The sequence below is a fragment of the Microbacterium sp. 8M genome, assembly GCF_902506375.1.
Taxonomy (GTDB): domain Bacteria; phylum Actinomycetota; class Actinomycetes; order Actinomycetales; family Microbacteriaceae; genus Microbacterium.
This window is the reverse complement of sequence record NZ_LR733284.1, coordinates 2,278,586-2,302,782: the sequence shown is the minus strand read 5'-3', so window position 1 is coordinate 2,302,782 and position 24,197 is coordinate 2,278,586. Positions and strand designations below refer to the sequence as shown.

The 24,197-nt window shown below is 69.8% G+C and carries 28 protein-coding genes, 2 tRNA genes and 1 pseudogene; 16 read left to right on the top strand and 15 right to left on the bottom strand.

Features of this window, described 5'->3' with window-relative positions; translation table 11 throughout:
- Positions 1-49 precede the first annotated feature (49 nt).
- Both AERO9AM_RS11100 and AERO9AM_RS11095 read right to left on the bottom strand, forming a co-directional pair.
- Positions 50-1,225 (bottom strand): ABC transporter substrate-binding protein, encoded by a 1,176-nt coding sequence (locus AERO9AM_RS11100; protein WP_159576192.1) that lies wholly within the window; start codon positions 1,223-1,225, stop codon positions 50-52.
- 44 nt (positions 1,226-1,269) lie between these two features.
- Positions 1,270-2,352 carry an ABC transporter ATP-binding protein gene (locus tag AERO9AM_RS11095; RefSeq protein ID WP_159576191.1) on the bottom strand — a complete coding sequence of 361 codons (1,083 nt, stop codon included), beginning with the start codon at positions 2,350-2,352 and terminating at the stop codon, positions 1,270-1,272.
- A 120-nt stretch (positions 2,353-2,472) separates the two neighbouring features.
- On the opposite strand from AERO9AM_RS11095, the gene AERO9AM_RS11090 reads away from it, so the two are divergent.
- The 8 genes from AERO9AM_RS11090 to AERO9AM_RS11055 all read left to right on the top strand — a co-directional run bounded on the left by AERO9AM_RS11090 (position 2,473) and on the right by AERO9AM_RS11055 (position 9,771).
- The gene (locus AERO9AM_RS11090) at positions 2,473-3,258 is read left to right on the top strand and encodes a FadR/GntR family transcriptional regulator (RefSeq protein WP_159576190.1); all 786 of its coding nucleotides are present in this window, start codon (positions 2,473-2,475) and stop codon (positions 3,256-3,258) included.
- Between the two features lie 44 nt (positions 3,259-3,302).
- Positions 3,303-4,088 (top strand): cache domain-containing protein, encoded by a 786-nt coding sequence (locus AERO9AM_RS11085; RefSeq protein ID WP_159576189.1) that lies wholly within the window; start codon positions 3,303-3,305, stop codon positions 4,086-4,088.
- 74 nt (positions 4,089-4,162) lie between these two features.
- Complete coding sequence (gatC, locus tag AERO9AM_RS11080; protein ID WP_159576188.1) at positions 4,163-4,462, top strand: Asp-tRNA(Asn)/Glu-tRNA(Gln) amidotransferase subunit GatC; 300 nt, start codon at positions 4,163-4,165, stop codon at positions 4,460-4,462.
- Complete coding sequence (gatA, locus tag AERO9AM_RS11075; protein WP_159576187.1) at positions 4,459-5,991, top strand: Asp-tRNA(Asn)/Glu-tRNA(Gln) amidotransferase subunit GatA; 1,533 nt, start codon at positions 4,459-4,461, stop codon at positions 5,989-5,991. The genes gatC and gatA overlap by 4 nt, the downstream gene beginning before the upstream one ends.
- Positions 5,991-7,505 carry an Asp-tRNA(Asn)/Glu-tRNA(Gln) amidotransferase subunit GatB gene (gene gatB, locus AERO9AM_RS11070; RefSeq protein ID WP_159576186.1) on the top strand — a complete coding sequence of 505 codons (1,515 nt, stop codon included), beginning with the start codon at positions 5,991-5,993 and terminating at the stop codon, positions 7,503-7,505. Before gatA ends, gatB begins: the two co-directional genes overlap by 1 nt.
- A 52-nt stretch (positions 7,506-7,557) precedes the next feature.
- Entirely contained in the window at positions 7,558-8,811 is a 1,254-nt protein-coding gene (gene dinB, locus AERO9AM_RS11065; RefSeq protein WP_159576185.1) for a DNA polymerase IV, read from the top strand.
- 62 nt (positions 8,812-8,873) lie between these two features.
- A complete protein-coding gene (locus AERO9AM_RS11060) occupies positions 8,874-9,206 on the top strand; it encodes a hypothetical protein (RefSeq protein WP_159576184.1) in 333 nt (110 codons plus the stop codon).
- Entirely contained in the window at positions 9,190-9,771 is a 582-nt protein-coding gene (locus AERO9AM_RS11055; protein ID WP_159576183.1) for a hypothetical protein, read from the top strand. The genes AERO9AM_RS11060 and AERO9AM_RS11055 overlap by 17 nt, the downstream gene beginning before the upstream one ends.
- A gap of 8 nt (positions 9,772-9,779) precedes the next feature.
- Here the strand turns inward: AERO9AM_RS11055 and AERO9AM_RS11050 are convergent, their stop codons facing one another.
- The 7 genes and pseudogenes from AERO9AM_RS11050 to AERO9AM_RS11025 form a co-directional block, all read right to left on the bottom strand.
- Positions 9,780-10,268, bottom strand: coding sequence for a DUF2017 family protein (locus AERO9AM_RS11050; protein ID WP_236602581.1), 489 nt, complete (start codon positions 10,266-10,268; stop codon positions 9,780-9,782).
- Between the two features lie 5 nt (positions 10,269-10,273).
- Positions 10,274-10,570 carry an ATP-dependent Clp protease adapter ClpS gene (gene clpS, locus AERO9AM_RS11045; protein WP_159576182.1) on the bottom strand — a complete coding sequence of 99 codons (297 nt, stop codon included), beginning with the start codon at positions 10,568-10,570 and terminating at the stop codon, positions 10,274-10,276.
- Entirely contained in the window at positions 10,567-10,914 is a 348-nt protein-coding gene (locus tag AERO9AM_RS17505; RefSeq protein ID WP_236602704.1) for a metallopeptidase family protein, read from the bottom strand. Before AERO9AM_RS17505 ends, clpS begins: the two co-directional genes overlap by 4 nt.
- A gap of 114 nt (positions 10,915-11,028) precedes the next feature.
- Positions 11,029-11,427 (bottom strand): annotated as a pseudogene (locus AERO9AM_RS17500) (GNAT family N-acetyltransferase); the annotation flags it as partial.
- 110 nt (positions 11,428-11,537) lie between these two features.
- A tRNA-His gene (locus tag AERO9AM_RS11035) sits at positions 11,538-11,613 on the bottom strand.
- Between the two features lie 36 nt (positions 11,614-11,649).
- Complete coding sequence (gene orn, locus AERO9AM_RS11030; RefSeq protein ID WP_159576180.1) at positions 11,650-12,276, bottom strand: oligoribonuclease; 627 nt, start codon at positions 12,274-12,276, stop codon at positions 11,650-11,652.
- Between the two features lie 42 nt (positions 12,277-12,318).
- A tRNA-Arg gene (locus AERO9AM_RS11025) sits at positions 12,319-12,390 on the bottom strand.
- A gap of 81 nt (positions 12,391-12,471) precedes the next feature.
- Here AERO9AM_RS11025 and AERO9AM_RS11020 point away from each other — a divergent pair.
- A complete protein-coding gene (locus tag AERO9AM_RS11020) occupies positions 12,472-12,609 on the top strand; it encodes a hypothetical protein (RefSeq protein ID WP_159576179.1) in 138 nt (45 codons plus the stop codon).
- 49 nt (positions 12,610-12,658) lie between these two features.
- Here the strand turns inward: AERO9AM_RS11020 and AERO9AM_RS11015 are convergent, their stop codons facing one another.
- Positions 12,659-13,354, bottom strand: a complete 696-nt coding sequence (locus AERO9AM_RS11015) for a phosphatase PAP2 family protein (protein WP_159576178.1) — start codon at positions 13,352-13,354, stop codon at positions 12,659-12,661.
- Positions 13,355-13,509: 155 nt separating this feature from the next.
- The gene (locus AERO9AM_RS11010) at positions 13,510-13,773 is read right to left on the bottom strand and encodes a hypothetical protein (protein ID WP_159576177.1); all 264 of its coding nucleotides are present in this window, start codon (positions 13,771-13,773) and stop codon (positions 13,510-13,512) included.
- 102 nt (positions 13,774-13,875) lie between these two features.
- On the opposite strand from AERO9AM_RS11010, the gene AERO9AM_RS11005 reads away from it, so the two are divergent.
- On the top strand, positions 13,876-14,502 hold the full coding sequence (locus tag AERO9AM_RS11005) for a LysE family transporter (RefSeq protein WP_159576176.1): 627 nt from the start codon (positions 13,876-13,878) through the stop codon (positions 14,500-14,502).
- Between the two features lie 161 nt (positions 14,503-14,663).
- On the top strand, positions 14,664-15,134 hold the full coding sequence (locus tag AERO9AM_RS11000) for a single-stranded DNA-binding protein (protein ID WP_159576175.1): 471 nt from the start codon (positions 14,664-14,666) through the stop codon (positions 15,132-15,134).
- Between the two features lie 73 nt (positions 15,135-15,207).
- Here the strand turns inward: AERO9AM_RS11000 and AERO9AM_RS10995 are convergent, their stop codons facing one another.
- Positions 15,208-16,803, bottom strand: a complete 1,596-nt coding sequence (locus AERO9AM_RS10995; RefSeq protein ID WP_159576174.1) for an isocitrate lyase — start codon at positions 16,801-16,803, stop codon at positions 15,208-15,210.
- Positions 16,804-16,958: 155 nt separating this feature from the next.
- Here AERO9AM_RS10995 and AERO9AM_RS17495 point away from each other — a divergent pair, with 155 nt between their 5' ends.
- The 3 genes from AERO9AM_RS17495 to AERO9AM_RS10980 all read left to right on the top strand — a co-directional run bounded on the left by AERO9AM_RS17495 (position 16,959) and on the right by AERO9AM_RS10980 (position 19,788).
- Positions 16,959-17,468 (top strand): DUF6993 domain-containing protein, encoded by a 510-nt coding sequence (locus tag AERO9AM_RS17495; RefSeq protein WP_236602580.1) that lies wholly within the window; start codon positions 16,959-16,961, stop codon positions 17,466-17,468.
- A 108-nt stretch (positions 17,469-17,576) separates the two neighbouring features.
- Entirely contained in the window at positions 17,577-19,256 is a 1,680-nt protein-coding gene (gene ettA / locus AERO9AM_RS10985; protein ID WP_159576173.1) for an energy-dependent translational throttle protein EttA, read from the top strand.
- Between the two features lie 10 nt (positions 19,257-19,266).
- Entirely contained in the window at positions 19,267-19,788 is a 522-nt protein-coding gene (locus AERO9AM_RS10980; protein ID WP_159577494.1) for an acyl-CoA thioesterase, read from the top strand.
- Between the two features lie 51 nt (positions 19,789-19,839).
- Here AERO9AM_RS10980 and AERO9AM_RS10975 read toward each other — a convergent pair whose 3' ends face one another.
- On the bottom strand, positions 19,840-20,724 hold the full coding sequence (locus AERO9AM_RS10975) for an acyl-CoA thioesterase (protein WP_159576172.1): 885 nt from the start codon (positions 20,722-20,724) through the stop codon (positions 19,840-19,842).
- Between the two features lie 63 nt (positions 20,725-20,787).
- Here AERO9AM_RS10975 and AERO9AM_RS10970 point away from each other — a divergent pair, with 63 nt between their 5' ends.
- Positions 20,788-21,453 (top strand): hypothetical protein, encoded by a 666-nt coding sequence (locus AERO9AM_RS10970; RefSeq protein WP_159576171.1) that lies wholly within the window; start codon positions 20,788-20,790, stop codon positions 21,451-21,453.
- Positions 21,454-21,480: 27 nt separating this feature from the next.
- On the opposite strand, the gene AERO9AM_RS10965 is transcribed toward AERO9AM_RS10970, so the two are convergent.
- Positions 21,481-21,768, bottom strand: coding sequence for a helix-turn-helix transcriptional regulator (locus AERO9AM_RS10965; protein ID WP_236602579.1), 288 nt, complete (start codon positions 21,766-21,768; stop codon positions 21,481-21,483).
- Positions 21,769-21,891: 123 nt separating this feature from the next.
- On the opposite strand from AERO9AM_RS10965, the gene AERO9AM_RS10960 reads away from it, so the two are divergent.
- Positions 21,892-22,440: a DUF5067 domain-containing protein gene (locus tag AERO9AM_RS10960; RefSeq protein ID WP_159576170.1), complete on the top strand. Its 549-nt coding sequence runs from the start codon at positions 21,892-21,894 to the stop codon at positions 22,438-22,440.
- 47 nt (positions 22,441-22,487) lie between these two features.
- Here AERO9AM_RS10960 and AERO9AM_RS10955 read toward each other — a convergent pair whose 3' ends face one another.
- Entirely contained in the window at positions 22,488-24,155 is a 1,668-nt protein-coding gene (locus AERO9AM_RS10955; RefSeq protein WP_159576169.1) for an FAD-binding dehydrogenase, read from the bottom strand.
- Positions 24,156-24,197: the final 42 nt, after the last annotated feature.

The window sequence follows — 24,197 nt, the reverse complement described above, 5'->3', positions numbered from 1 at the left end:
GACCGGTCCCGGTCGCCCGGAGCACGACGCCCCGGGCGACCGGATCCGCTCAGTTGCGGATCTGCTGCCAGGCCGTGGTCCAGCCGGCGTAGTCGATGCACTTCACGTCGGTCCGCCCGTCCAGGCACTTCGCGATCGGCGTGGTCCAGTACCAGATCTTCTTCGCGTACTCGGCGTCGCCGGCGTGGTACGCGGCGCAGTCGTCGCGGAAGTCGCAGGCCTTCTCGCTCGACGGCGCTTCGCCGAAGAACGCCGTGGCCTGCGCGTTGGCCTTCGGGCTGGAGATGTAGTCGAGCCACGCGTAGGCGCAGTTCGGGTTCTTCGCCTTGGAGGAGATCATCCAGGTGTCGCTCCAGCCTGTCGCGCCCTCGTCGGGCAGGACCACGGCGGTCTTCCCGCCCTCGCCTTCCAGCGTGTTCTGGATCACCTGCCACGTGGTGCCGGCGACGCTGTCACCCGACTGGAAGGACTGCACCTCCTTGAGATAGTCGCCCCAGTACTCGCTGATGTTCGGGCGCTGCTCCTTGAGCAGGTCCACCGCCGCGTCGAACTGCTTCTGGTCGAGGGCGTAGGGGTTGGTGATCTTGAGCTCCGGCTTGTGCGCCATGAGGTAGAGCGCGGCATCGGCGATGTAGATCGGCGAGTCGTATGCCGTGATCTTGCCCTTGTGCTCCGACGCCTTGTCGAACACGACGTCCCAGGAGGTCGGCGCCGTCGGGAACGTCTCGGTGTTGTACATCAGCAGGTTGGCGCCGTAGCCGTGCGGAACGCCGTAGTGCTTGCCGTCGACCGTGTTCCATGCCCGGTCCTTGAGGAACGGGAAGATGCCGTCGTAGTTCTTCAGCAGCTTCGTGTTCACCTCGACCACGTCGCCCGACGCGATGAGTCGCAGCGACGCGTCACCGGACGCGGACACCACGTCGTAGTCTCCCGTCTTCATCAGATTGAGCGCCTCGTCGGAGGTGCCGAACGTCTTGGCCTCGACGTTGCAGCCGGTGCTCTTCGTGAACTCCGAGACCCAGTCGACGTTCGGATCGTTCGAGCCGTCCTCCACGTAGCCGGGCCACGCGAGGATCTTGACGGCGCCTTCGTTCTTGCCCAGCTTGTCGACCGGGCCGGCGCCGCCTCCGCCGGACGAGCCGGCGGTCCCGCAGCCGGTGAGGGCCGCGATCACCGCGGCGGACAAGCCGACGGCGGCGAGGGTCGTGAGAGCGGTCTTGCGCATGGGATACTCCTTCGTTCTTCTGCGTTCGCGGATGCGAGGACTGGTCAGCGGGTGCCGACCGTGCGGATGGTGCGGGAGGGGGTGTCGTTCTGCTCGGCCGCCGGCGCGTCCCCGAGCGCGACCACATCGGCGTCGCGCCACGAGACGAACACGCGGTCGCCGTGGTCGTTGTGGGCGTGCCCGCCGATGTTCTGCTGCAGGATCGCGACCCGCGGACCCTGGTCGAGATCCACGACCAGCCGCACGCCCGAGCCCAGGTAGATCGCCTCGGCGACCACGCCGGCGGCGGAGCGGAACCCGGGTTCCGCGGAGGGCCCGGAGGCGACCAGGAGCTTCTCGGGGCGGAGCGAGTGGTGTCCTCGGCGGCCGAGCACGAGCTCGCTGGTCGCATCGTCGAACAGGTTCGAGGTGCCCACGAAGTCGGCGACGAAGCGGGATACCGGCCGCTCGTACAGCTCGAAGGGGGTGCCGAGCTGCTCGATCCGTCCCGCGCTGAAGACCGCGATGCGGTCGGACAGGGTGAGCGCCTCCTCCTGGTCGTGAGTGACGAAGATGAACGTGATGCCGAGATCGCGCTGGATCTGCTTGAGCTCGACCTGCATCTGCTCGCGCAGCTTCAGGTCCAGCGCGCCCAGCGGCTCGTCCAGGAGCAGCACCTTCGGCTCGACGACGGTGGCGCGGGCGAGCGCCACTCGCTGGCGCTGTCCACCCGACAGCTGACTCGGCTTGCGGTCGGCCACGTGCTCGAGCCGCACGCTCGCCAGCGCCTTCCGGGCGCGCTCCCGGCGCTCCCTCTTGCCGACGCCGCGCACGCGCAGTCCGTACGCCACGTTCTCGAGCACGGTCATGTGCGGGAACAGCGCGTAGTCCTGGAAGACCGTGTTCACGTCGCGGTCGAACGGCGCCTTGCGCGTCACATCCTCTCCGAACAGCTCGACCCTCCCGGAGGTGGGCTGCTCGAAGCCGGCGATGAGGCGCAGCACGGTGGTCTTGCCGGATCCCGACGGCCCGAGCATGGAGAAGAACTCTCCTTCGGCGATCTCCAGATCCACGCCGTCGACGGCGGTGACGGATCCGAAGGCGCGGGTGAGTCCGCTGAGTCTGATCGCGACGGGCTTGCCGGTCATCACATCCCCTTCGATGCGAGGACGAATCCTCTGCTAGTAGATGTTTGGAATCATATGGGAACAGAGGATTTTGTCAACACTCGTGTTACGGTCGTCTCACGGCCTCGAGAGGAGAGCGGCGTGGCGCAGGTGTCGGCGGGAGTGGATCCGGCGAGATCCGCCGTGTTCGCGCCGCTGACGGATCTCGGCCGGGCGGAGCTGGTGGAGCGGCGTCTGCAGGACGCGATCACCTCGGGCGTGCTGCACGACGGGGAGCGCCTTCCCAGCGAATCGCAGCTCGGCCGCCGGCTCGGGGTCGCCGTCGTGACCGTGCGGGAGGCGCTCGAGGCGCTCCGCGATGCCGGACTCATCCAGACCCGTCGTGGACGCGACGGCGGCAGCTTCGTCACCTTCGACCCGGACACGGCGCGCCGCTTCACCGACGAGCGGATCCGTGCGCTGAGCAGGGTCGAGCTCCGCGACGCGTCCACGCACTACTCGGCCATCGCGGGCATGGCTGCAGAGCTCGCCGCCGACCGGGCCGGCGAGGAGGACGTGCGGGGGCTGCGCGAACTCGTGGACAGCGAGGATCTGAAGAGCGCAGGCGGAGCACGGCGGGCCGTCGCGCGATTCCAGCTCGAGGTCGCCGCGCTCAGCCAGTCGCCGCGGCTGGTGCGGGAGGAGCTGCGCCTGCAGGCCGAGATCGGCTCGTTGATCTGGCTCGGCCTGCGCGAGGCGGACAACCGCGCCCGCAGCCGCGCCCTGAGGAGCGCGCAGCTGGACGCCATCGCGGACGCGGACACGGAAGCGGCGCGGGCCATGGCCATTCGCCGGATCGCGGGAGGCGTCGAATGGCTGCTGGACGAGAAGACCCGGCTGGAGGCGGCGGCGGAGTCCGCCGTGCAGCCCGTGCGGTCGCCGCGCTGACGGATTCCCATTCACAGGATTCCCATTTACAGAAGGAGCGGGAGATGACCGGCACCGTCGCCGAGCATGATGAGCGCATCGCCGCGCGGATCGAGGGCACGTTCGCCCCTCTGTTCGCGCTCGTGGACACCTGGCGCAGCGCGGTCGAGGAGCAGTTCCGCTCCTTCGCCGGGCAGGGCACCGCGCCCACCGCCGCGGCGCTGGATCCGTTCATGGACGCGCTGGCACGGCCGGCGTTGAGCGCGCCCGGCGGACTGGTCACCGGATCAGGCTTCGTCGCGACACCGGGCGTACTGGCCGATGCGCCGTGGCATCTGGCGTGGTGGTTGCGGGAGATCCACGGGCTGGACCGGGGAGATCGCGGCAGCGTGCGCCGCCTGGACACGGTCGACGACCCCGAGTCCGATCAGTTCCGGGACTACCGGCAGCTGGAGTGGTGGAAGGTGCCGGAGCGCACCGGCGGACGACACGTCACGGGGCCCTACGTCGACTACCTCTGCACCGACGACTACACGGTGACCGTGACCGCGCCCGTCGCCCACGAGGGGCGGATGGTGGGCGTCGTCGGCATCGACGTGCACGTGTCCCGGCTCGAGCGCGCGATCCTCCCGATCCTTCGCGATGCTGCGGGCACGGGCACGGTCGTGAACGGATCCGGTCGCGTCGTCGCCTCGAACGACTCGCACCGGGTGACCGGCACGCTGCTGCGCGGGCAGGACGTGCAGCGCGCGCTGACCATCGTGCGCGATGAGGGAGGGGTCGGCACATCCGGCGGCACCAGGGCGGTGCGCTGCGGCGACACGACGTTCGCGCTCGTGCTCGAGGACTGAACCGGCGCAGCGCGGTGCCCCGACCGCTCCCGCGGGCGACAGGGCGGGACGCGGCCGCTGGCTAGACTGGGCGGGTGTCTGAAATCACCCCCGATCTTGTACGCCATCTCGGCGTGCTCGCGCGCATCCAGCTCACCGACGACGAGGTGACGCAGCTGACCGGTCAGCTCGACGCCATCGTCGACAACATCGCCAAGGTGTCCGAGGTCGCGACGCCCGACGTGGTCGCCACGAGCCACCCGATCCCGATGCACAACGTGTTCCGCGAGGACGTGGTGGGCCAGACGCTGACCACCGCGCAGGCGCTGCAGAACGCGCCCGATTACGACGGCGACCGCTTCCGCGTGACGGCGATCCTGGGGGAGGAGCAGTGAGCGAGATCATCCGCTGGACCGCCGCCGAGCTCGGCGCCAAGCTGGCCGCCGGCGAGCTGTCGAGCGTCGAGGCGACGCAGGCGCATCTGGACCGCATCGCGGCCGTCGACGGCGATGTGCACGCCTTCCTGCACGTGAACGAGCACGCGCTCGACGCGGCCGCCGAGGTCGACCGCCGTCGTGCCGCCGGTGAAGAGCTCGGCGAGCTCGCCGGCGTCCCGCTGGCCATCAAGGACGTGCTGGTCACCACCGACCAGCCCTCCACGAGCGGCTCGCGGATCCTCGAGGGCTACCGTTCGCCGTTCGACGCGACCGTCGTCGCCCGCGCCCGCGCCGCGGGCCTGATCGGCATCGGCAAGACGAACATGGACGAGTTCGCGATGGGCTCCTCCACCGAGCACTCGGCCTACGGCCCCACGCACAACCCCTGGGATCTGGATCGCATCCCCGGCGGCTCCGGCGGCGGCTCGGCCGCGGCCGTGGCGGCGTTCGAGGCTCCGATCGCGCTGGGCTCCGACACCGGCGGCTCGATCCGTCAGCCCGCGCACGTGACCGGCACCGTCGGGATCAAGCCCACCTACGGCGGGGTGAGCCGCTACGGCGCCATCGCCCTCGCCTCCAGCCTGGACCAGGTCGGCCCGGTCTCGCGCACGGTGCTCGACTCGGCCCTGCTGCACGACGTGATCGGCGGCCACGACCCCAAGGACTCCACGTCGCTGCCCGACGCCTGGCCGTCGTTCACCGCGGCCGCGCGCGAAGGGGCGACCAGGGAGGTCCTGAAGGGCCTCAAGGTCGGTGTGATCCGCGAGCTCCCCGACTCCGGCTTCCAGCCCGGCGTCGCGAGCTCGTTCCACGCCGCGCTCGAGCGCATGCAGCAGCAGGGTGCGGAGATCGTGGAGATCTCGGCCCCGCACTTCGAATACGGCGTCGCCGCCTACTATCTGATCCTCCCCGCCGAGGCGTCCAGCAACCTGGCGAAGTTCGACTCCGTGCGCTTCGGCCTGCGGGTCACCCCCGACGGCGGAGGCACGGTCGAGGACGTGATGTCGCTCACCCGCGAGGTCGGCTTCGGCCCCGAGGTGAAGCGGCGCATCATCCTCGGCACCTACGCGCTGTCGGCCGGCTACTACGACGCCTACTACGGCAGTGCGCAGAAGGTGCGCACGCTCATCCAGCGCGACTTCGATGCCGCCTTCGGGCAGGTCGACGTGATCGCCACGCCGACTGCGCCGACCACGGCGTTCAAGCTGGGGGAGCGTGTCGGCGACCCGCTGCAGATGTACCTGAACGACCTCACGACCATCCCGGCCAACCTCGCCGGCGTCCCCGGAATCTCGATCCCGTCGGGTCTCGCAGACGAGGACGGCCTTCCCGTGGGCATCCAGTTCCTCGCGCCGGCGCGCGAGGACGCCCGCCTGTACCGGGTGGGCGCCGCGCTGGAGACCCTGCTCGTCGACGCGTGGGGCGGGCCGCTGCTCGACCGCGCACCTGAGCTCGCTGAGAAGCCCGTGCTGGGAGGAACCCGCTGATGTCCGCCGTGAAGCTGATGGATTACGACAAGGCGCTCGAGCTCTTCGAGCCCGTGCTCGGCTTCGAGGTGCACGTCGAGCTGAACACCGAGACCAAGATGTTCTCGGACGCCCCGAACCCTGCGAACGCGCGCAACCACGACGCCGAGCCGAACACGCTCATCGCGCCGGTGGATCTGGGCCTTCCCGGATCCCTGCCGGTCGTGAACGCGACGGCCGTGCGGTCCTCGATCAGCCTGGGCCTGGCGCTGGGCTGCTCGATCGCCGAGTCGTGCCGGTTCGCGCGGAAGAACTACTTCTACCCGGACCTCGGCAAGAACTACCAGATCTCGCAGTACGACGAGCCGATCGCGTTCGAGGGCTCCGTCGAGGTCGAGCTCGAGGACGGCACGCTCGTGACGATCCCGATCGAGCGGGCGCACATGGAGGAGGACGCCGGAAAGCTCACCCACATGGGCGGATCCACCGGCCGGATCCAGGGCGCCGAGTACTCGCTCGTCGACTACAACCGCGCCGGCGTGCCCCTCGTCGAGATCGTCACCAAGCCCATCTTCGGCGCCGAGCACCGGGCTCCGGAGATCGCCAAGGCGTACGTCGCGACCATCCGCGACATCGTGCGCGGGCTCGGCATCTCGGAGGCGCGCCTGGAGCGCGGCAACCTGCGCTGCGACGCGAACGTGTCGCTGCGTCCGCGCGGGCAGGAGAAGCTCGGCACGCGCACCGAGACGAAGAACGTCAACTCGATGCGCTCGGTCGAGCGCGCCGTGCGCTACGAGATCCAGCGCCAGGCGGCGATCCTCGCCGAGGGCGGGACGATCACCCAGGAGACGCGGCACTGGCACGAGGACACCGGCACCACCTCGCCGGGGCGTCCCAAGTCGGACGCCGACGACTACCGCTACTTCCCGGAGCCCGACCTGCTGCCCGTGCAGCCGCCGCGCGAGCTGGTCGAGGAGCTGCGTGCCGCGCTGCCCGAGCAGCCGGTCGCCCGTCGCCGCCGGCTCAAGGCCGAGTGGGGCTTCGGCGACATCGAGTTCCAGGGCGTGGTGAACGCCGGGCTGCTCGACGAGGTCGAAGCGACGATCGCCGCCGGCACGACCGCCGACGCCGCCCGCAAGTGGTGGACCGGTGAGATCAGCCGCATCGCGAACGAGCGCGAGGTCGACGCCGCATCCCTGGTCAGCGCGGCGAACGTCGCGGCTCTGCAGCAGCTCGTGGATGCGGGCACGCTGACCGACAAGCTCGCGCGTCAGGTGCTCGAGGGCGTCATCGCCGGCGAAGGCTCGCCCCAGGAGGTCGTGGACGCGCGTGGCCTGGCGGTGGTGTCCGACGACGGCGCGCTCATCGCCGCGATCGACGAGGCCCTGGCCGCGCAGCCGGACGTGCTCGCCAAGATCAAGGACGGCAAGGTGCAGGCCGCCGGCGCCGTGATCGGTGCCGTCATGAAGGCGATGAAGGGTCAGGCGGACGCGGCCCGGGTGCGCGAGCTCATCCTGGAGCGCGCCGCCCAGTAGGCGCTGCGGAGGCCGTCGGCGCGATGTCGGCGGCCTCGGCGAGGATGGGGTCATGGGAAGAGGCGACGGATCCGGGCGGATCGTCTCGGCCCCGGGCGCTGACGACACCGGCACCGGGATCCTGCATGTCGACATGGACGCGTTCTACGCGGCGGTCGAGGTGCTGCATGACCCCTCTCTGCGCGGGCTGCCGCTGATCATCGGGTCTCCGGACGGGCGTTCGGTGGTCTCCAGCGCGTCGTACGAGGCGCGGCGCTACGGCGTGCGCTCGGCGATGCCGGTGTCGCAGGCCGTCCGGCTGTGCCCGACCGCACGGATCGTGCCGCCCGACTTCACGAAGTACCGGGACGTCTCGCAGAGGGTGATGGCGATCTTCGAGCAGATCACGCCTCTGGTCGAGCCGCTGTCGATCGACGAGGCGTTCCTCGACGTGCGCGGCGTGCGCCGGCTGTGGGGCAGCCCCGGCACCATCGGCGCGATGATCCGGCAGCGGGTGCAGGACGAGGTCGGGATCACCTGCAGCGTCGGCGTGGCGGCGACCAAGCACGTCGCCAAGATGGCGTCCACGATGGCGAAGCCGGACGGCCTGCTCATCGTCGCCGAGCCCGACACTCTCGGATTCCTCGCCACCAAACCCGTGCGCGCCATGTGGGGCGTCGGCCCGAAGACGGCGGAGACGCTGGAATCGCGCGGCATCCGGCTGATCCGCGACATCCTGGCGACGCCCGCGTCGGCGCTCGAGCGCGCGGTCGGTCCCGCCCTCGCCCAGCGGCTGCAGGAACTCGCCGCCGGCCGGGACCCGCGCGGCGTCGAGACCAGTCGGGTGGAGAAGAGCGTCGGGCACGAGGAGACGTTCGACGTCGACGTCGCCGACCGCGAGGCGCTGCGGTCGGAGCTGCTGCGACTTGCGGACCGCGTGGCCGCCCGCCTGCGCCGCGCGGGCTGGGAGGCCGGCACCGTGGCGATCAAGGTGCGCTTCTCCGACTTCACCACGATCAGCCGCTCCCAGACGCTGCCCGAGCCGACGTCGGTGGGGCAGCGCATCGGCGAGGTCGCGCGCACGCTGTTCGACGCGATCGACCGTCGGGACCCTGTGCGTCTCGTCGGCGTGCGCGCCGAGCGCCTGACCGACGCCGGAGGAGCGCTCGGGCTCTGGGACGACGACGCCGAGTGGCGGCGCGTGGAGGACGCGCTGGACAGCGCGCAGGCGCGCTTCGGATCCGGCACCGTCACGCGCGCCCGCCACCTTGGCGCCCGACCGGGCCGCGGCTCGGCACCGCACCCCCGCGCGCACGGGCTCGACTGACGGCCCCGCGGGCCCGCGACCGGGCGGTGGTCGTCGCCGCCGGGGTGGGTTAGCGTGGACCCATGCCGCACATCGCACTCGAACTGGGCAAGAACTCCGCGTCCTTCGGCGTCAAGAGCGCCTATGGCGAACCACAGGAGGTGGACGGCGCGCAGTTCACCCCGGTGGCGCTGACGATCTCCGGCTTCGGTGGCGGATCCGGAGGCGCCGAGGGGACGGCCGAGGGGGAAGGCGGCGGCGGAGGCGGGATCGCGATCCCGCTGGGCGTCTACGTGCGACGCGAGGAAGGTCTGCGGTTCGAGCCGAACTTCGTCTCGCTGCTGGCGGTGGCGGTGCCCTTCGTGTGGGTGACCGGCCGCGCGATCTCCCGCATCATCCGTGCCCTCAAGAAGTGACGATCCGGTCGCACGTGCGCTGAGCGAGGCGGTCGCCCGCGTCGCCGATGCGGTGCGGGCTGTGCAGGCGTCCAATCCGGTCGTGCTCATCGACGGGCGCAGCGGCGCCGGCAAGTCCACGCTGGCGCGGCTGCTCGCCGACCGCTGGCCGCTGCGCACGGATCCGCAACTCATCGCGCTGGACTCGATCTACCCCGGCTGGGACGGCATGGACGCCGGCGTCGAGCGGGCCTACGACCAGATCCTGCGACCGCACGGCCGCGACCTCGTCGGCACCTGGCAGCGCTACGACTGGGAGGGCGGCGAGTACGCGGAGAGCTACGCGGTGGATCCGGCGCGCGGGGTGATCCTGGAGGGGTGCGGCGCGCTCACACGCCGCACGGCGCGCGTCGCCGACGTGCGGGTGTGGGTGGAGTCCCCTGAGGCGAGCCGCAAGCGGCGCGCGCTGGACCGCGACGGCGATCTCTTCCGTCCGCACTGGGACCGCTGGGCGCTGCAGGAAGTCGTGCACCTGCGGCGAGACGACCCCATCGGTCACGCGACGCTGGTGGTGTCGGTCCCGTAGCGGACGCCTCAGCCGTCGGGCGCGCTCTCGTCGAGTGCGTCCGCCGCCTCGACGAGCAGATCGAGGCGATACCCCAGCCACTCGTACACCCCGAACCGGGGATCCTCGGGATCCGGTGCGGGATCGTCCTCGATGCCCAGGCGCGAGGCGATGACGAGCCTCAGGGCGGCGAGTGTGCGCAGCCACGCGTCGACGTCGGCGGCCCGGATCGTGAGGTCCCCCGGCACGGTGCCGGTGTCGTCCGGCCCGACTCGGAGCGCTTCGCGCACCACGCGCGCGTCGGCGGCGCGGCGATCCAGGAGGTCGGCGCTCGTGGCGTCGGCGAACTCTGCCGACGCGTCGGGATCCTGAGGGTAGACGGACGGGGTCAGGCGGTCCAGGGCGGCATCCTCGCCGATCTCGATGTCGCGGAGCAGGTCGAGGAACTGGTCCACGAGGCTCGCGAGCTGCTCCGCCTCGATCGCCTCCATCGGCACGCGGAGCACGGGGTCGGTCACGCCGCTCACTCGCCGGCCCGCCGCACGGTCGCCCACAGTCCGTAGTCGTGCATCGCCTGGGCGTGCACCTCCATGGTCTCGCGCGGTCCGGTGGCCACGACCGCGTGCCCTTCGTTGTGCACCGCCAGCATGAGCCGGGTGGCGCGATCCTTCGGATAGCCGAAGTAGGTGCGGAACACCCGCACCACGTAGCTCATGAGGTTGACCGGGTCGTCCCACACGACGAGCTCCCAGGGCACGGCGGGAGCGGCCTGCAGGTCGATGCTCTCGTCGACATCCGGCGTGGTCAGCGGCGTGCTCATGCCCACCCCATCTCGTGCAGCTGGGCGTCATCGATGCCGTAGTAGTGGGCGATCTCGTGCACGAGCGTGGTGTGCACCTCGGCGCGGAGCTGCCGCTCGTCGGCGCATTGCGCGAGATGCGGCTCGCGATACACGATGATCCGGTCCGGCAGCTCGCCCATGCCGTAGTTGCCGCGTTCGGTGACGGCGAGACCGTCGTACAGGCCGAGCAGATCGAGCGACCCGTCTTCGGGGCGGTCCTCGACGACGAAGACGACGTTCTCCAGGCCGTCGACCATGTCGTCCGGGAGCCGGTCGAGCTCTTCGGTGACGAGTTGCTCGAACTCGTCCGGATCCATCGTCATCCCGCCGTGCACATCGATCCTCATGTGCACTCGCCGGCCCAGGTCGTCCAGACCGAGACGGCGCTCGGCGTCCATGAGTTCGCGGTAGAAGGGCGAGTCGGGGGAGTCCGCCTCCACGAAGCCCAGGGACGCGTAGAACGGCGCGTTCCAGGGCACATCGGCGAACGTGCGGAGGGTGACACTGCGGTGCCCCCGTTCGGCCGCCTCGTCCAGAGCGGCCTCGACCAGCCCGCGCCCGTGCCCCCGGCGGGCGTATGCCGGCAGCACGGAGACCTGCTCCAGATGGGCGATGCCGTCGTCCTCCAGGACGTGCGCGAATCCCACGGCGGGGCCGTCCTCCTCCTCGGCGGCGACGAGGAGGAACCCGCGTTCCGCAGCGCGGGCGGCACCCGAAGGCGCAGCATGTCCGAGCGCTGTTCCGAAGCGCTCTGCGAAGACGGCGTCGGCCTCCTCCTCGATGCGGGAGAGCTCTGCGAGGTCGGCGTCGGTCGCGGTGCGCACGAAGGAAGCCATGTCTCGATGCTAGCCGCCGGATCCGGGCGCGCGGCCCGGATCCGGGTCTTCGCGGACACGGCTCAGTCGATGAGAAAGAGGCCCGGATCCAATCGGATCCGGGCCTCCTGTGGGGTGGCTAACGGGGCTTGAACCCGCGACCCCCGCGACCACAACGCGGTGCTCTACCAACTGAGCTATAGCCACCATGTGCCTGCCGGAGCGGGCAACCTGACCAGTGTATTACAGGTTCGGACCGAACTTTGACACGACGGCGTCGGAGAGCGCCTGCGCGTCTTCACTGGTGGGTCCGGGCAGTTCCACGAACACCGCCTGGCGGTAGTACTCGAGCTCGCGGATCGACTCCAGGATGTCGGCGAGGGCGCGGTGGCCGCCGTCCTTGGCCGGTGCGTGGAAGAACACTCGCGGGTACCAGCGGCGCGACAGCTCCTTGATGCTGGAGACGTCGACGTTGCGGTAGTGCAGGTACTGGTCGACCTCGGGCATGTACTTGGCGAGGAACATGCGGTCGGTGCCGATCGTGTTGCCGGCCAGGGGCGCCCTGCGCTCCAGCGGTACGAACCGGCGGATGTACTCCAGGGTCTGCGCCTGCGCCTCGGCGAGGGTCACGCCCGTCGGGATCTCCTCGTACAGCCCCGAGGTGCGATGCATGTTCGTGACGAACTCGCTCATCTGACTCAGCGCATTGTCGCTCGCGCGGATGACGACCTGGAACCCCGGATCCACCAGGCGCAGTTCGAAATCGGTGATCACGACGGCGATCTCGACGAGCTCATCGACCGAGAGATCGAGCCCTGTCATCTCGCAGTCGATCCAGACCAGCCGATCGTTCTCGGACGAAGAAACCATGCCGCCATCCTACTGACGCGACCTCGGGCGTCCGGGCTATCGTCCCCCAGGCACGATTCGAACGTGCGACCGGCGACTTAGAAGGTCGATGCTCTTCCGCTGAGCTACTGGGGGTCGCTGCTCAGCATATCGGGACTGCTTGATCGAGGATCCGCCAGCGCTTGCGAGATCAGGTACTTGCGCGTTCTGGCGCGCATGGCTGTCCGGCGCCGGTGGCAATTGGCGCAGACCACGTCGCACTTGGCGATCTCCTCAGCGATCGTCGACCAGGAGCGCGTCGACGCGGTGATCGCGCGCGCGATCTCGAAGGTCTTCGTGAACTGGGGGAGATGATCGAACGACGCTAGTGAGGGCCTCCGACGTTCGGCGGGAGAATCGTGCGTCACTCGGTGCGGCGGCGGCCGATGCGCGCGGCGATCACGTCGACGATGAGCCAGCGTACCGCTGCGGCCGTGGTGAGGGCCCAGATCACGGAGCCGAGCACGTCGGTGGGGAAGTGCAGGCCGTCGCTGACGACGGCGAGGCCGATGACCGCCGTGGCGATGACGCCCAGGACCACGGGAAGCCACGCGAACCGGGTGCCCCGCAGCAAGAACCAGAACGTGATCGCGAGGGCGACGACGTAGGCCGTGTGGCCGCTGGGGAAGGACCCGTCGGTCTGCAGCGGCGAGAACGGGTGCGCGAGCAGCGCTGCGTCGGGGCGCGGTCGGTCGACGAGGACCTTGACCGCCGCGACCGGCAGCCAGGTGAACGCCACGGTGAGGCCGAACAGGATCGCCGTGCGCAGAGATCGCGACACGACCCAGACCAGAACGGCGATGACCAGGGTGATCACGACGGCGGGCACGGGCTCGATCCCGCGGTAGACCGCGGAGCCGAGCGCGCCCCACCATCCCGTGTGGCTCCGGTTCAGCGCGACGACGATACCCTCGTCGGCCTGGGTCGCCTTCATCACGAGCCCCAGGACGATGACCGCGACCGCGCCGACGACGGCGGTCGCGATGTCCACGAGCGGCCGGGAGGACGCGCGCTCGATTCCGATGCTCGTCGCGTGCTGGGCGTTGTGCGCGTGGGCCATCGAGGATCCTCATCCCTTGCAGCGGCGCAGAGGCCGGCGTGGGCGCGCTCCGATCGACGCGCCGAGGATCCATGTTCGCCGAGGCCCGCTAAGGATTCGCCAAGAACCGGCCGTCGAGAGACGGACGGGGGCGGTGCGAGGGACGGGGCGCGGTGCTAGAACCGGAGAGCCGCGACGGCATCGTCGGCGCTCCAGAAGTCGCCGACGATGCGGAACATCCCCGACGGCAGGTGGAGCCGCTCGGCGCGGTAGCGCAGACCGAGGTCGTGCGGCACGATGCGGAGGTGACCCCGGATCGTCCCGCGGTCGTCGACGACGCGCCAGAGTCGTTCACCGGCGGGCTGCAGGGTCTCGACGGCGCGGCTGAGAACGGGCGTGGCCCAGCGGATGGTGGGTGCGGGGGTGGTGTTCGTGGTCATGGCTCCTCCTTCACCTTCGAACATAAGGACGGCCACCGACATTCGCTCCCCGCGGCTCGGCCCGTGCACATGCGAGCGCGCGGAAGTCCCTACACTGTGCTGGTGACCGTGACTGTGTGGCTCTCCCTGGTGGTGGCGTGCCTGGTGATCAGCCTCACGCCGGGGGCCGGTGCCATCAACACGATGACCAACTCCCTGAACGAGGGGTGGCGGCGTTCCATCTGGGGCATCGTGGGCCAGCAGCTTGCGCTCGTCGTCCACGTGGCGATCGTCGCTGCCGGTGTCGGCCTGCTCGTCGCACGCATCCCCTGGCTGTTCGAGACGATCCGCTATGTCGGCGCGGCATATCTGGTCTATCTCGGGATCCGGCTGATCATCGCGCGCGTTCCTGATGCGGTCGAGGAGCAGGATCTGGAGAGGTCGCGGGAGGGCCGGTGGCCGATGCTGCGCCGCGGGTTCTGGGTGAACCTGCTCAACCCGAAGGCGATCATCTTCTTCCTCGCTTTCGTCCCGCAGTTCATCCGCCTCGACCGCGACCCCTGGCCGCAGTACCTGATCCTCATCGGGACGACCGTGGTGATCGACGTGATCGTGATGTGGTTCGTCTTCGCTGCGACCGCTCGGAGCTTCCGCAGGCTCACCTCAGGCCGCCGGGGCCAGCGGACGCTGAACGTCGTGTTCGGCGCACTGTTCATCGCGGTCGCTGCGCTGCTGCTCGTCGTGCACTGAACAGGTTCTGCTGCTTCACGGAACGGACGTCCTGCACAGCCTCGGCGCCGTGCCGCTTTCACACGGGTTGCGCTGATCGCTCACAATGCCCCGCGCCGGAGCGTCACGATCTCTGCAGGTCGGAGTCGATGCGGGCTCCGCGACAGCAGAGGAGAGCAACCATGGCCGACACCATCACCGTCGTGGGCAACATCGCCACGGCGCCGGAGCGGGGCAGTACGACGACCGGAATCGCCACGCTGAGCTTCCGGATGGCGACCAACCACCGGCGCCAGGACAGCACGGGCGCGTGGGTCGATGCCAGCACGAACTGGTTCGAGGTCAAGGCGTACCGCGCCCTGGCCGAGAACGCCGCCGCCTCCCTGAGCAAGGGGGACGCCGTCATCGTCACCGGGCGTCTGCGGCTGCGCGAGTGGGAGAACAAGGAGGGCCGGCGCAACCTGAGCGTGGAGATCGATGCGGACAGCATCGGCCCGGACCTGCGTCGCGGACGCGGCACCTTCCATCGCACGGCGCACCCGGGATCGCCGGAACCGGCCGATCCCGAGACGTCCGGCCTCGCCGCGGTCGGCGCGTCGGGCGGATCCGGTGATGCATGGGCGACGCCCGGCTCCGAGCAGGTGCCCTACTGAGCCGCGCGGCGAGGGGCGCATGCAAAGGACCGGGCCCCGGCACTGGCCAGGACCCGGTCCGGTAGGAGAGCGTTCAGCTGAACTGGTTCATCGTGTTGTCCTTGCCGCCCGCCTTGAGGGCGGCGGCGCCGGCGAAGTACTCCTTGTGGTTGTCGCCGATGTCGCTGCCCGCCATGTTCTGGTGCTTGACCGTCGCGATTCCCTCCCGGATCTCGCGGCGCTGCACGTCGCGGACGTAGGTGAGCATGCCCTCGTCGCCGAAGTAGCCCTTCGCCAGGTTGTCGGTCGACAGCGCTGCCGTGTGGTAGGTCGGCAGGGTGATGAGGTGGTGGAAGATCCCCGCACGCGCCGAGCCGTCGCGCTGGAAGGTGCGGATCTTCTCGTCCGCGAGCCGGGCGAGCTCGGTGCCGTCGTATTCGACGCTCATCAGGTTGCCGCGGTCGTAGGCCGACACGTCCTCGCCCTGCGTGGCGAGCTGGTCGAACACCTGCTGGCGGAAGTTGAGGGTCCAGTTGAACGACGGGCTGTTGTTGTACACGAGCTTCGCGTTCGGGATGACCTCGCGGATCCGGTCCACCATTCCGGCGATCTGCTCCACGTGGGGCTTCTCGGTCTCGATCCAGAGCAGGTCGGCACCGTGCTGCAGCGACGTGATGCAGTCCAGCACGACCCGGTCCTCACCCGTGCCGGGGCGGAACTGGTAGAGGTTGCTGGCCAGGCGCTTCGGGCGCAGCAGGCGTCCCTCGCGGCGGATCACGACGTCGCCGTCGTTCAGGTCGTGCTCGCTGATCTCCTCGACGTCGAGGAACGCGTTGTACTGGTCGCCGAGGTCGCCCGGCACCGCCGAGACGGCGAGCTTCTGGGTGAGACCCGCTCCGAGGGAGTCGGTGCGCGCGACGATGATCCCGTTGTCGATGCCGAGCTCGAGGAACGCGTAGCGGACCGCGTTGATCTTGGCGAGGAAGTCCTGATGCGGAACGGTCACCTTGCCGTCCTGGTGGCCGCACTGCTTCTCGTCCGAGACCTGGTTCTCGATCTGGATCGCGCAGGCCCCGGCCTCGATCATCTTCTTGGCGAGCAGGTAGGTCGCCTCGGGGTTGCCGAAGCCCGCGTCGATGTCGGCGATGATCGGCACGACGTGGGTCTCGTAGTTGTCGATCTGCGACTGGATGAACTCGACCGCCGTCTCGTCGCCCGCGGCGCGGGCCTCGTCGAGCTTCGTGAAGAGAAGGTCGAGCTCGCGCGCATCGGCCTGACGCAGGAACGTGTAGAGCTCCTCGATGAGGGCGGGAACCGAGGTCTTCTCGTGCATCGACTGGTCGGGGAGCGGGCCGAACTCCGAGCGGAGCGCGGCGACCATCCAGCCGGAGAGGTACAGGTAGCGCTTGTTGGTGCTCTTCAGATGCTTCTTGATCGAGATCAGCTTCTGCTGGCCGATGAATCCGTGCCAGACGCCGAGCGACTGGGTGTAGACCGACGAGTCCGCGTCGTACTCGTCCATGTCCCGACGCATGATGTCGGCCGTGTACTGGGCGATCTCCAGGCCCGTCTTGAAGCGGTTCTGCGCCCGCATGCGGGCGACGGACTCCGGGTTGATCGCATCCCAGCTGGATCCGTACTGCTTCTTGAGGGCTTCGATGGCCTCGATGTCGTCCTGGAAAGCGGTCATGATTTCCTCCGTGTGATGGTGCGCTGCGGGAGCGGCTGTCCCGGCGGGTTGGTTCCACCATGCCTAATGAGTCTCGGTCCTTTCGGACGTTTGCGACGTGAAGATCGGGCAAAATTCTGCGAACCGCAAGCCCGCCCGCACCGTAGACTCGATCCGTGCTCAGACGACCGGCGATCGCCGCGCCGCGGGCGGCCCTGGCCGCCGCCGGCGCTGTGGCGTTGGCCCTGACGCTGGCGGCGTGCAGCACTGTCTCGCACCCGGGCCCGAGTGCCTCTGCGATGCCGTCCACCACGGCGCAGTCCTCCCGCCCGGCGACCGTTCCGACGGCCCCGGTACTGGTGCCGTCGGGCAGCGCCGACGACAACCTTCCGCTGTTCCGTGCCGTAACCGTCCGGGTCTGGGCCTCCGAACAGCGCGCCTCGGGGCGTGCCTACATCGACGCGCTGGTGGCCGCGGGGTTCGACCGCAGCGCGATGCAGCTGACCGAGGATCATTCGACGGTCGGCAATCCGGCCGAGAGCATCCAGTTCTCGGTGCGCTGGGGCGACCGCGAGTGCCTCGTGGGACAGGTCGGCCCCTCGACCGGCGACCCGGTCGCCGCGGTGCTGCCGCAACTGGACGGCGGCGCATGCCTCGTCGGCAGGACGGCGACGCTCGGACCGTAGCCACCCCGGGTAGGCTGGAGTGTCGATCCCGAGGCTGCGAGCCGGAATCCCCGCAGTCGTCCGCCTGGTCACCACGATCGTCGTCATCACGACAGAAGGAGCGCCCTCGTGGCCGAATACATCTACTCCATGGTCCGCGCCCGGAAGGCCGTCGGCGACAAGCTCATCCTCGACGACGTCACCATGGCATTCCTCCCCGGCGCGAAGATCGGCATGGTCGGTCCGAACGGCGCCGGAAAGTCCACGATCCTCAAGATCATGGCGGGACTCGACACGCCGTCGAACGGCGAGGCCAAGCTCACCCCGGGGTACAGCGTCGGCATCCTCATGCAGGAGCCGGAGCTCGACGAGACGAAGACGGTCCTGGAGAACATCCAGGAGGGAGTGGCGATCAAGGCCAAGCTCGACCGCTTCAACGAGATCTCCGCGCAGATGGCGGATCCCGATGCCGACTTCGACACCCTGCTCGCCGAGATGGGCGTACTGCAGGAGGAGATCGACGCGGCGGACGGGTGGGACCTCGACTCCCAGCTCGAGCAGGCGATGGATGCGCTGCGCACACCGCCGGCCGACGCGGCGGTGACCAACCTGTCGGGCGGTGAGAAGCGCCGCGTCGCGCTCGCGAAGCTGCTGCTGCAGAAGCCGGACCTGCTGCTGCTCGACGAGCCCACCAACCACCTCGACGCCGAGAGCGTGCTGTGGCTGGAGAAGCACCTCCAGGCCTACAAGGGCGCGGTGATCGCGATCACCCACGACCGGTACTTCCTCGACAACATGGCCGAGTGGATCGCGGAGGTCGACCGGGGCCGGCTCATCGGCTACGAGGGCAACTACTCCACGTACCTGGAGAAGAAGGCCGAGCGTCTCGACATCCAGGGCAAGAAGGACGCGAAGCTCGCCAAGCGCCTCAAGGACGAGCTCGAGTGGGTGCGCTCGAGCGCGAAGGGCCGCCAGACGAAGTCCAAGGCGCGTCTGGCCCGCTACGAGGAGATGGCGGCCGAGGCGGAGCGGACGCGGAAGCTCGACTTCGAGGAGATCCAGATCCCGGCGGGGCCCCGCCTGGGCAACGTCGTGATCGAGGCCAAGAACCTGAAGAAGGGCTTCGACGGTCGCTCCCTGATCGACGGTCTCAGCTTCAGCCTGCCCCCGAACGGCATCGTCGGCGTGATCGGCCCGAACGGCGTCGGAAAGACCACCCTGTTCAAGACGATCGTCGGCCTCGAGCCGCTGGACGGCGGCGACCTCAAGATCGGCGAGACGGTCAAGATCAGCTACGTCGACCAGTCCCGCGCCAACATCGACCCCGACAAGACGCTGTGGGAGGTCGTCTCCGACGGCCTGGACATCATGCTCGTCGGCAAGACCGAGATCCCGTCTCGGGCGTACGTCTCCAAGTTCGGGTTCAAGGGCCCGGACCAGCAGAAGAAGGCCGGCGTGCTCTCCGGCGGTGAGCGCAACCGCCTGAACCTCGCCCTCACCCTCAAGGAGGGCGGCAATCTGCTGCTCCTCGACGAGCCGACCAACGACCTCGACGTCGAGACCCTGAGCTCGCTCGAGAACGCGCTGCTGGAGTTCCCCGGCTGCGCCGTCGTGATCACGCACGACCGGTGGTTCCTGGACCGCATCGCCACGCACATCCTCGCGTACGAGGGCACCGATGAGAACCCCGACCAGTGGTACTGGTTCGAGGGCAACTTCGAGGCGTACGAGAAGAACAAGATCGAGCGGCTCGGGCCGGATGCGGCCAACCCGCACCGTTCCACCCACCGCCGGCTGACCCGTGACTGACCGTTCGACGGTGTCGGACGCGGACGCTCCCGACGCCGCGGCCCCCGACGGGGCTGCGGCAGGCGAGCGCCTGCACATCCCGATCCAGCTGCGCTGGGGCGATCTGGACGCGTTCAACCACGTCAACAACACCTCGATGCTGAAACTGCTCGAGGAGGCGCGGGTACGGGCGTTCTGGCGCCCGGGCGAGGGGGAGCACGGCCCGAGCACCGCTGTGCTCGACTCGGGGCTCGACGCGGGCGCGCTGACGCTCGTGGCACGTCAGGAGATCGAGTACTTCGCACCGGTGCCGTATCAGCGGCACCCGCTCGAGGTACAGATGTGGTTCGGCAAGATCGGCGGATCCAGCGTCGAGGTCTGCTACGAGGTGTTCAACGACCCGTCGTTCGAAGAGCGGGTGATCTACGCGCGGTCGACGGCGGTGATCGTGCTCGTCGACGCCGCGACGGGGCGGCCGACCCGGATCTCGCAGGAGATGCGGGACGCCTGGGCGCCGTACGTCGGGCCGCCGATCACCTACGCCCACCGCTGAGGGCCCGTAGCGTCACGGGCAGGGGTGTGACGACTGCCGAGCAGGCGGGGCTCAGGCCTCGGGCACGCGGATGGTGATCTCCTGCGCCACGCTGGCCACCAGGTCGCCGTCGCGCGTGTAGATCCGGCCCTGCGCCAGCCCGCGTCCGCCGCGGGCGTTGGGGGAGTCCTGCACGTACAGCAGCCACTCGTCGACCCGGCCAGGGCGATGCCACCACATGGCGTGGTCGAGGCTCGCGACCTTCAGTCCCGGTGCCGCCCAGCTCAGCCCGTGAGCGCGCAGGATCGACTCCTGGATGGACATGTCGCTGAGATAGGCGAGAGCGGCCCGGTGCAGCGCGGGGTCGTCGGGGAACGGCGCGCGCAGGCGCATCCACACCGCCTGACGCGGGATCCGCTCCGCCCCGGCGCCGAGGAAGATCGGCCCCTCGACGTGGCGCATGTCGACGGGACGCTCGGCCAGCATGCGCTGCGAGAGCGGGTGGATCCCGTCCGAGAGCTCCTCGTCCGGCAGCAGCGTCTCAGGATCCGGGATGCCGTCCGGCATCGGCTCGGCGTGCTCGATCCCCGGGTTCTCGTCCTGGAAGGACGCGATCATCGAGAAGATCGGCACGCCGTTCTGGTAGGCCTGCGATCGGCGGGTCGAGAACGAGCGGCCGTCATGGATCCGGTCGACGGCGAAGGTGAGACCCTGTGCGGCGTCCCCCGGGCGGAGGAAGTAGCCGTGCATGGAGTGCGGGACCCGGCCGTCGGGCATCGTCCGCTCCGCCGCGATGATCGACTGCCCGAGCACCTGGCCGCCGTAGATCCTGCCCGTGGGCATCGGGTGCGAGGCCCCGGTGAAGATGTCCTCGGTGGTGCGGGCGTCCGTCGAGCCGAGATCCAGGATCCCGAGCAGCATGTCCACCGAGCGCCGGGCGTCCTCATCCGAAGCCATGGGGTCCTCTCCGCCGCGGTCTCGGGGCGGTTCCGCCGCGGGCCGATTGCTAGTTTAGAGGGCGTGCCCACGCCTCTGATCCTCGCCGACGCGGAGACCGCGCGCGACACGCTCACCTTCGTCTCCCGGGCCGCCAGGGCCGGCGACGAAGGCGTACGGCTGCAGGCCGACGGCGGAGTACTCGCGATGACCGCGGCCGCCCTCGCCCCGCAGACGCTGTTCGACGCGACCCCGACGATCCTGGCGATGCGCATCGTGCGCGCGGACCCCGAACTGCGCTGCGACATCGTCATCGACGAGCTCACTGCCACCGAGGATCCGCGCGCGCTCGCCCTGCCGGACACCGGGCGCAGCCCCGCATGGGCGGGAATCGCGCCCCCGCGCGGCGGCTGGGCGCAGGCGGGCACTCTCGGCGCCGACGAGATCGCGCAGCGCGCGCAGTGGGGGATCTCGGCGGTCGCGCACGGATCGCCCGCGGGCGCAGGCGAGGACGCGGTGCGCGCCCTCCGCGCCGCGATCTGGGGCGAGCCGGACGACGACCTCCTCGGCCTGCCGCGAGGCGTGGCGTTCGCCGCGCACGCGTTCGGGTTCATCTCCGGCGCCGAGCGGGTGGCGGTCACGACGTCGGGCCGCTGGAGCCGGCTCGCCTTCGCGCGCGGCCACGTGCTGAGCCGCGGCCCGGCCGCCGTCGGGCTGACGGCCGTGCGGGCGACCGGCGCGGCCGGCTGAGCGCTCTCGCCGAGGTCGCGTTCGTTCTCAGCCCTGTGCCCGGCGGGTCCTGTCGGACGCCGTCGCCTCCGTCGCGGACGTCCCGTCCCACACGGGGCTGACCAGTTCATCGAGCCCCACGCCGAACGTCGCGGAGAGCTTCAGCCAGGTCTTCAGATCTCCGTAGTGCCGGCCTTGCGAGAGGTTGATCAGCGTCTGGCGGCTCACGCCCGAGCGCTCCGCGAGCTGATCGAAGGTGAGGCTGGCCGCGTGACGGGCTTTGTTGAACGCCACTCGAAGCTGATTCATGTCGGGCTCGGGCGGCGTGTGGGGCACCCCTCAAGTCGACCTGCGCAGGTGCAATGAGTCAGCATAGGAATCTGTACTATCGGTACAGCTATCTGTATTGGCGCCGGAGGGCGCCTCACCCGAGGGGACCTGGACATGAAGAAGCCTTCGATGCTGCTCGCGCTCGGCGCGGTCGCTGTGATTCTCAGCGGTTGCAGCACAATGGCCCCGACCGCCGAGCCGGCAGCTACGGTGCCCGCGGGCACGGGTGCCGCGTCGAGCGCCTCTGGCGATCCCGGCACCACGAACGGCTACTCCTTCGAGGACGGTGTTCTCACGACACCCGAGATCAAGATCGTCATCACCGATCACAAGGTGATCCCGGTGGGGCAGCCGGGCAACGAATACGGGGACAAGCCCGTCATCGCCTTCTGGTACGACATCACCAACCTCTCGGACAAGAAGAAGGATCCGATGGAGTGGATCTTCCTGTTCGCGGCGTACCAGGACAACAACCCCGACTCCGTGAATGAACTCCACGTCGCCTCGCTTCCCGATCAGGCCTTTCTCGAGACGCAGATGGAGGAGATCAAGAAGGGCGGCACGGTTGCGAATGCGGTGGCCTACGCCCTCGACGATGAGACAACGCCGGTGGATCTTGTGGCCTTGCGGAACGTGAAGCAGACCGAGATCGGCAGGATGACCCTGACGCTCAAGTGACCGTGCTCGCGCACCAGATGCTCGACGCCGTCGCCCGGCCCCGCCCCTCAGACCCGTGCAGCGGATCGCCCGGCCTGACGACCTGAAAACAGGCAGCCGCCGAGGAAAGTGCCCTCCAGGGCGCGGTAGCCGTGCATCCCGCCCCCGCCGAAGCCGCTGGCCTCTCCCGCGGCGTACAGACCGGGAATCGGACCGCCGTCCGCGCCGAGCGCACGTCCGTCGAGATCCGTCTCGATGCCGCCGAGCGACTTGCGCGTGATCACGCGCAGGCGCACGGCGACCAGGGGACCGGCGGAAGGGTCCTGCAGACGGTGCGGGGTGGCCGTGCGGATCAGCCGGTCGCCGCGATAGGCGCGGGCCGACCTGAGCATCGCGATCTGCGCATCCTTCGTGAAGTCGTTGTCGATCTCGCGATCGCGGGCCACGACCTCCTCGCGAACGCGGTCCGGATCCAGCGCGTCGCCGCCGGGAAGCTGCTGCATCCGCTCGATCAGCCGGGCCAGGTCGGGCTCGACGACGAAGTCCTCGCCGCGGTCGAGGAAGGCCTGCACCGGATCCGTCGGCCCCTTGGCCAGGCGCGAGCGCAGCAGCAGGGGCACGTCCTTGCCGGTGAGGTCGGGGTTCTGCTCGCTGCCGGAGAGCGCGAACTCCTTCTCCACGATCTGGCGCGTCGTGACGAACCAGGAGTGGTCGTGCCCGGTCGCGCGCAGATGCTCCAGGGTTCCGAGCGTGTCGAACCCGGGATACAGCGGGACCGGCAGGCGGCGGCCCGTGGCGTCCAGCCACAGTGACGACGGGCCGGGCAGGATCCGGATGCCGTGGCCGGGCCAGACCGGATCCCAGTTGCGGATGCCCTCGACGTAGTGCCACATCCGGTCGCCGTTGATGAGGTGCGCGCCGGCCGCCGCGGAGACGACCTGCATGGAGCCGTCGACGTACGCGGGCACGCCCGTGAGCATGTCCGCCGGCGGGCTCCCGAGCCACGCCGGCCACGCCGCCCGGACGAGGGCGTGGTTGCCGCCGATGCCGCCCGACGTCACGATCGTCGCAGCCGCGGTGATCTCGAAGTCGCCGACCCGCTCGCGGCCGCTCGCCACGCCGCGTGCGGCGGGCGAGGAGGCGAGGATCTCGCCCTGGGCACCCGTGACCACGCCGTCCTGCATGGTGAGCGTCGTCACGCGGTGCCGCGGGAGCACGACGATCCGTCCGGTGCGCTCGGCCTGCTCGACAGCGGCCTGAAACGGCGCCACGATGCCGGGCCCTGTGCCCCACGTGATGTGGAAGCGCGGCACCGAGTTCCCGGGCCCGAGCGCGCCATAGCCGCCGCGCTCGGCCCAGCCCACCACGGGGAAGAACCCCACGCCGCGCTCGCGCAGCCAGGCGCGCTTCTCGCCGCTCGCGAACTGCAGGTACGCCTCGGCCCAGCGTCGTGGCCAGGCGTCCTCGTCCCGATCGAAGCCGGCGTTGCCGAACCAGTCCTGTCGCGCCAGATCGAGGGAGTCCCTGATGCCCATGCGCCGCTGCTCGGGCGAGTCGACGAGGAACAGCCCGCCGAACGACCACCACGCCTGGCCGCCGAGGTTCGTGCGCGGCTCCTGATCCACGATGACGACACGTCGGCCGGCGGCGGCCGCCTCGGCGGCGGCGACGAGGCCTGCCAGCCCCCAGCCGATCACGAGGACGTCAGTGGAATGCGTGCTGGTCTTCACCGTCATGAGATCTCCGTCGAACTCTGGGTCTGCTGATTCGCTGCCGGG

Excerpts from the sequence above, each read along its gene's own strand:
- AERO9AM_RS11100 (WP_159576192.1), bottom strand. The coding sequence starts at position 1,225 with ATGCGCAAGACCGCTCTCACGACCCTCGCCGCCGTCGGCTTGTCCGCC.
- AERO9AM_RS11095 (WP_159576191.1), bottom strand. The coding sequence starts at position 2,352 with ATGACCGGCAAGCCCGTCGCGATCAGACTCAGCGGACTCACCCGCGCC.
- AERO9AM_RS11085 (WP_159576189.1), top strand. The coding sequence starts at position 3,303 with ATGACCGGCACCGTCGCCGAGCATGATGAGCGCATCGCCGCGCGGATC.
- gatB (WP_159576186.1), top strand. The coding sequence starts at position 5,991 with ATGTCCGCCGTGAAGCTGATGGATTACGACAAGGCGCTCGAGCTCTTC.
- dinB (WP_159576185.1), top strand. The coding sequence starts at position 7,558 with ATGGGAAGAGGCGACGGATCCGGGCGGATCGTCTCGGCCCCGGGCGCT.
- AERO9AM_RS11060 (WP_159576184.1), top strand. The coding sequence starts at position 8,874 with ATGCCGCACATCGCACTCGAACTGGGCAAGAACTCCGCGTCCTTCGGC.
- clpS (WP_159576182.1), bottom strand. The coding sequence starts at position 10,570 with ATGAGCACGCCGCTGACCACGCCGGATGTCGACGAGAGCATCGACCTG.
- AERO9AM_RS17505 (WP_236602704.1), bottom strand. The coding sequence starts at position 10,914 with ATGACGATGGATCCGGACGAGTTCGAGCAACTCGTCACCGAAGAGCTC.
- orn (WP_159576180.1), bottom strand. The coding sequence starts at position 12,276 with ATGGTTTCTTCGTCCGAGAACGATCGGCTGGTCTGGATCGACTGCGAG.
- AERO9AM_RS11020 (WP_159576179.1), top strand. The coding sequence starts at position 12,472 with ATGGCTGTCCGGCGCCGGTGGCAATTGGCGCAGACCACGTCGCACTTG.
- AERO9AM_RS11015 (WP_159576178.1), bottom strand. The coding sequence starts at position 13,354 with ATGGCCCACGCGCACAACGCCCAGCACGCGACGAGCATCGGAATCGAG.
- AERO9AM_RS11010 (WP_159576177.1), bottom strand. The coding sequence starts at position 13,773 with ATGACCACGAACACCACCCCCGCACCCACCATCCGCTGGGCCACGCCC.
- AERO9AM_RS11000 (WP_159576175.1), top strand. The coding sequence starts at position 14,664 with ATGGCCGACACCATCACCGTCGTGGGCAACATCGCCACGGCGCCGGAG.
- AERO9AM_RS10995 (WP_159576174.1), bottom strand. The coding sequence starts at position 16,803 with ATGACCGCTTTCCAGGACGACATCGAGGCCATCGAAGCCCTCAAGAAG.
- AERO9AM_RS10975 (WP_159576172.1), bottom strand. The coding sequence starts at position 20,724 with ATGGCTTCGGATGAGGACGCCCGGCGCTCGGTGGACATGCTGCTCGGG.
- AERO9AM_RS10960 (WP_159576170.1), top strand. The coding sequence starts at position 21,892 with ATGCTGCTCGCGCTCGGCGCGGTCGCTGTGATTCTCAGCGGTTGCAGC.
- AERO9AM_RS10955 (WP_159576169.1), bottom strand. The coding sequence starts at position 24,155 with ATGACGGTGAAGACCAGCACGCATTCCACTGACGTCCTCGTGATCGGC.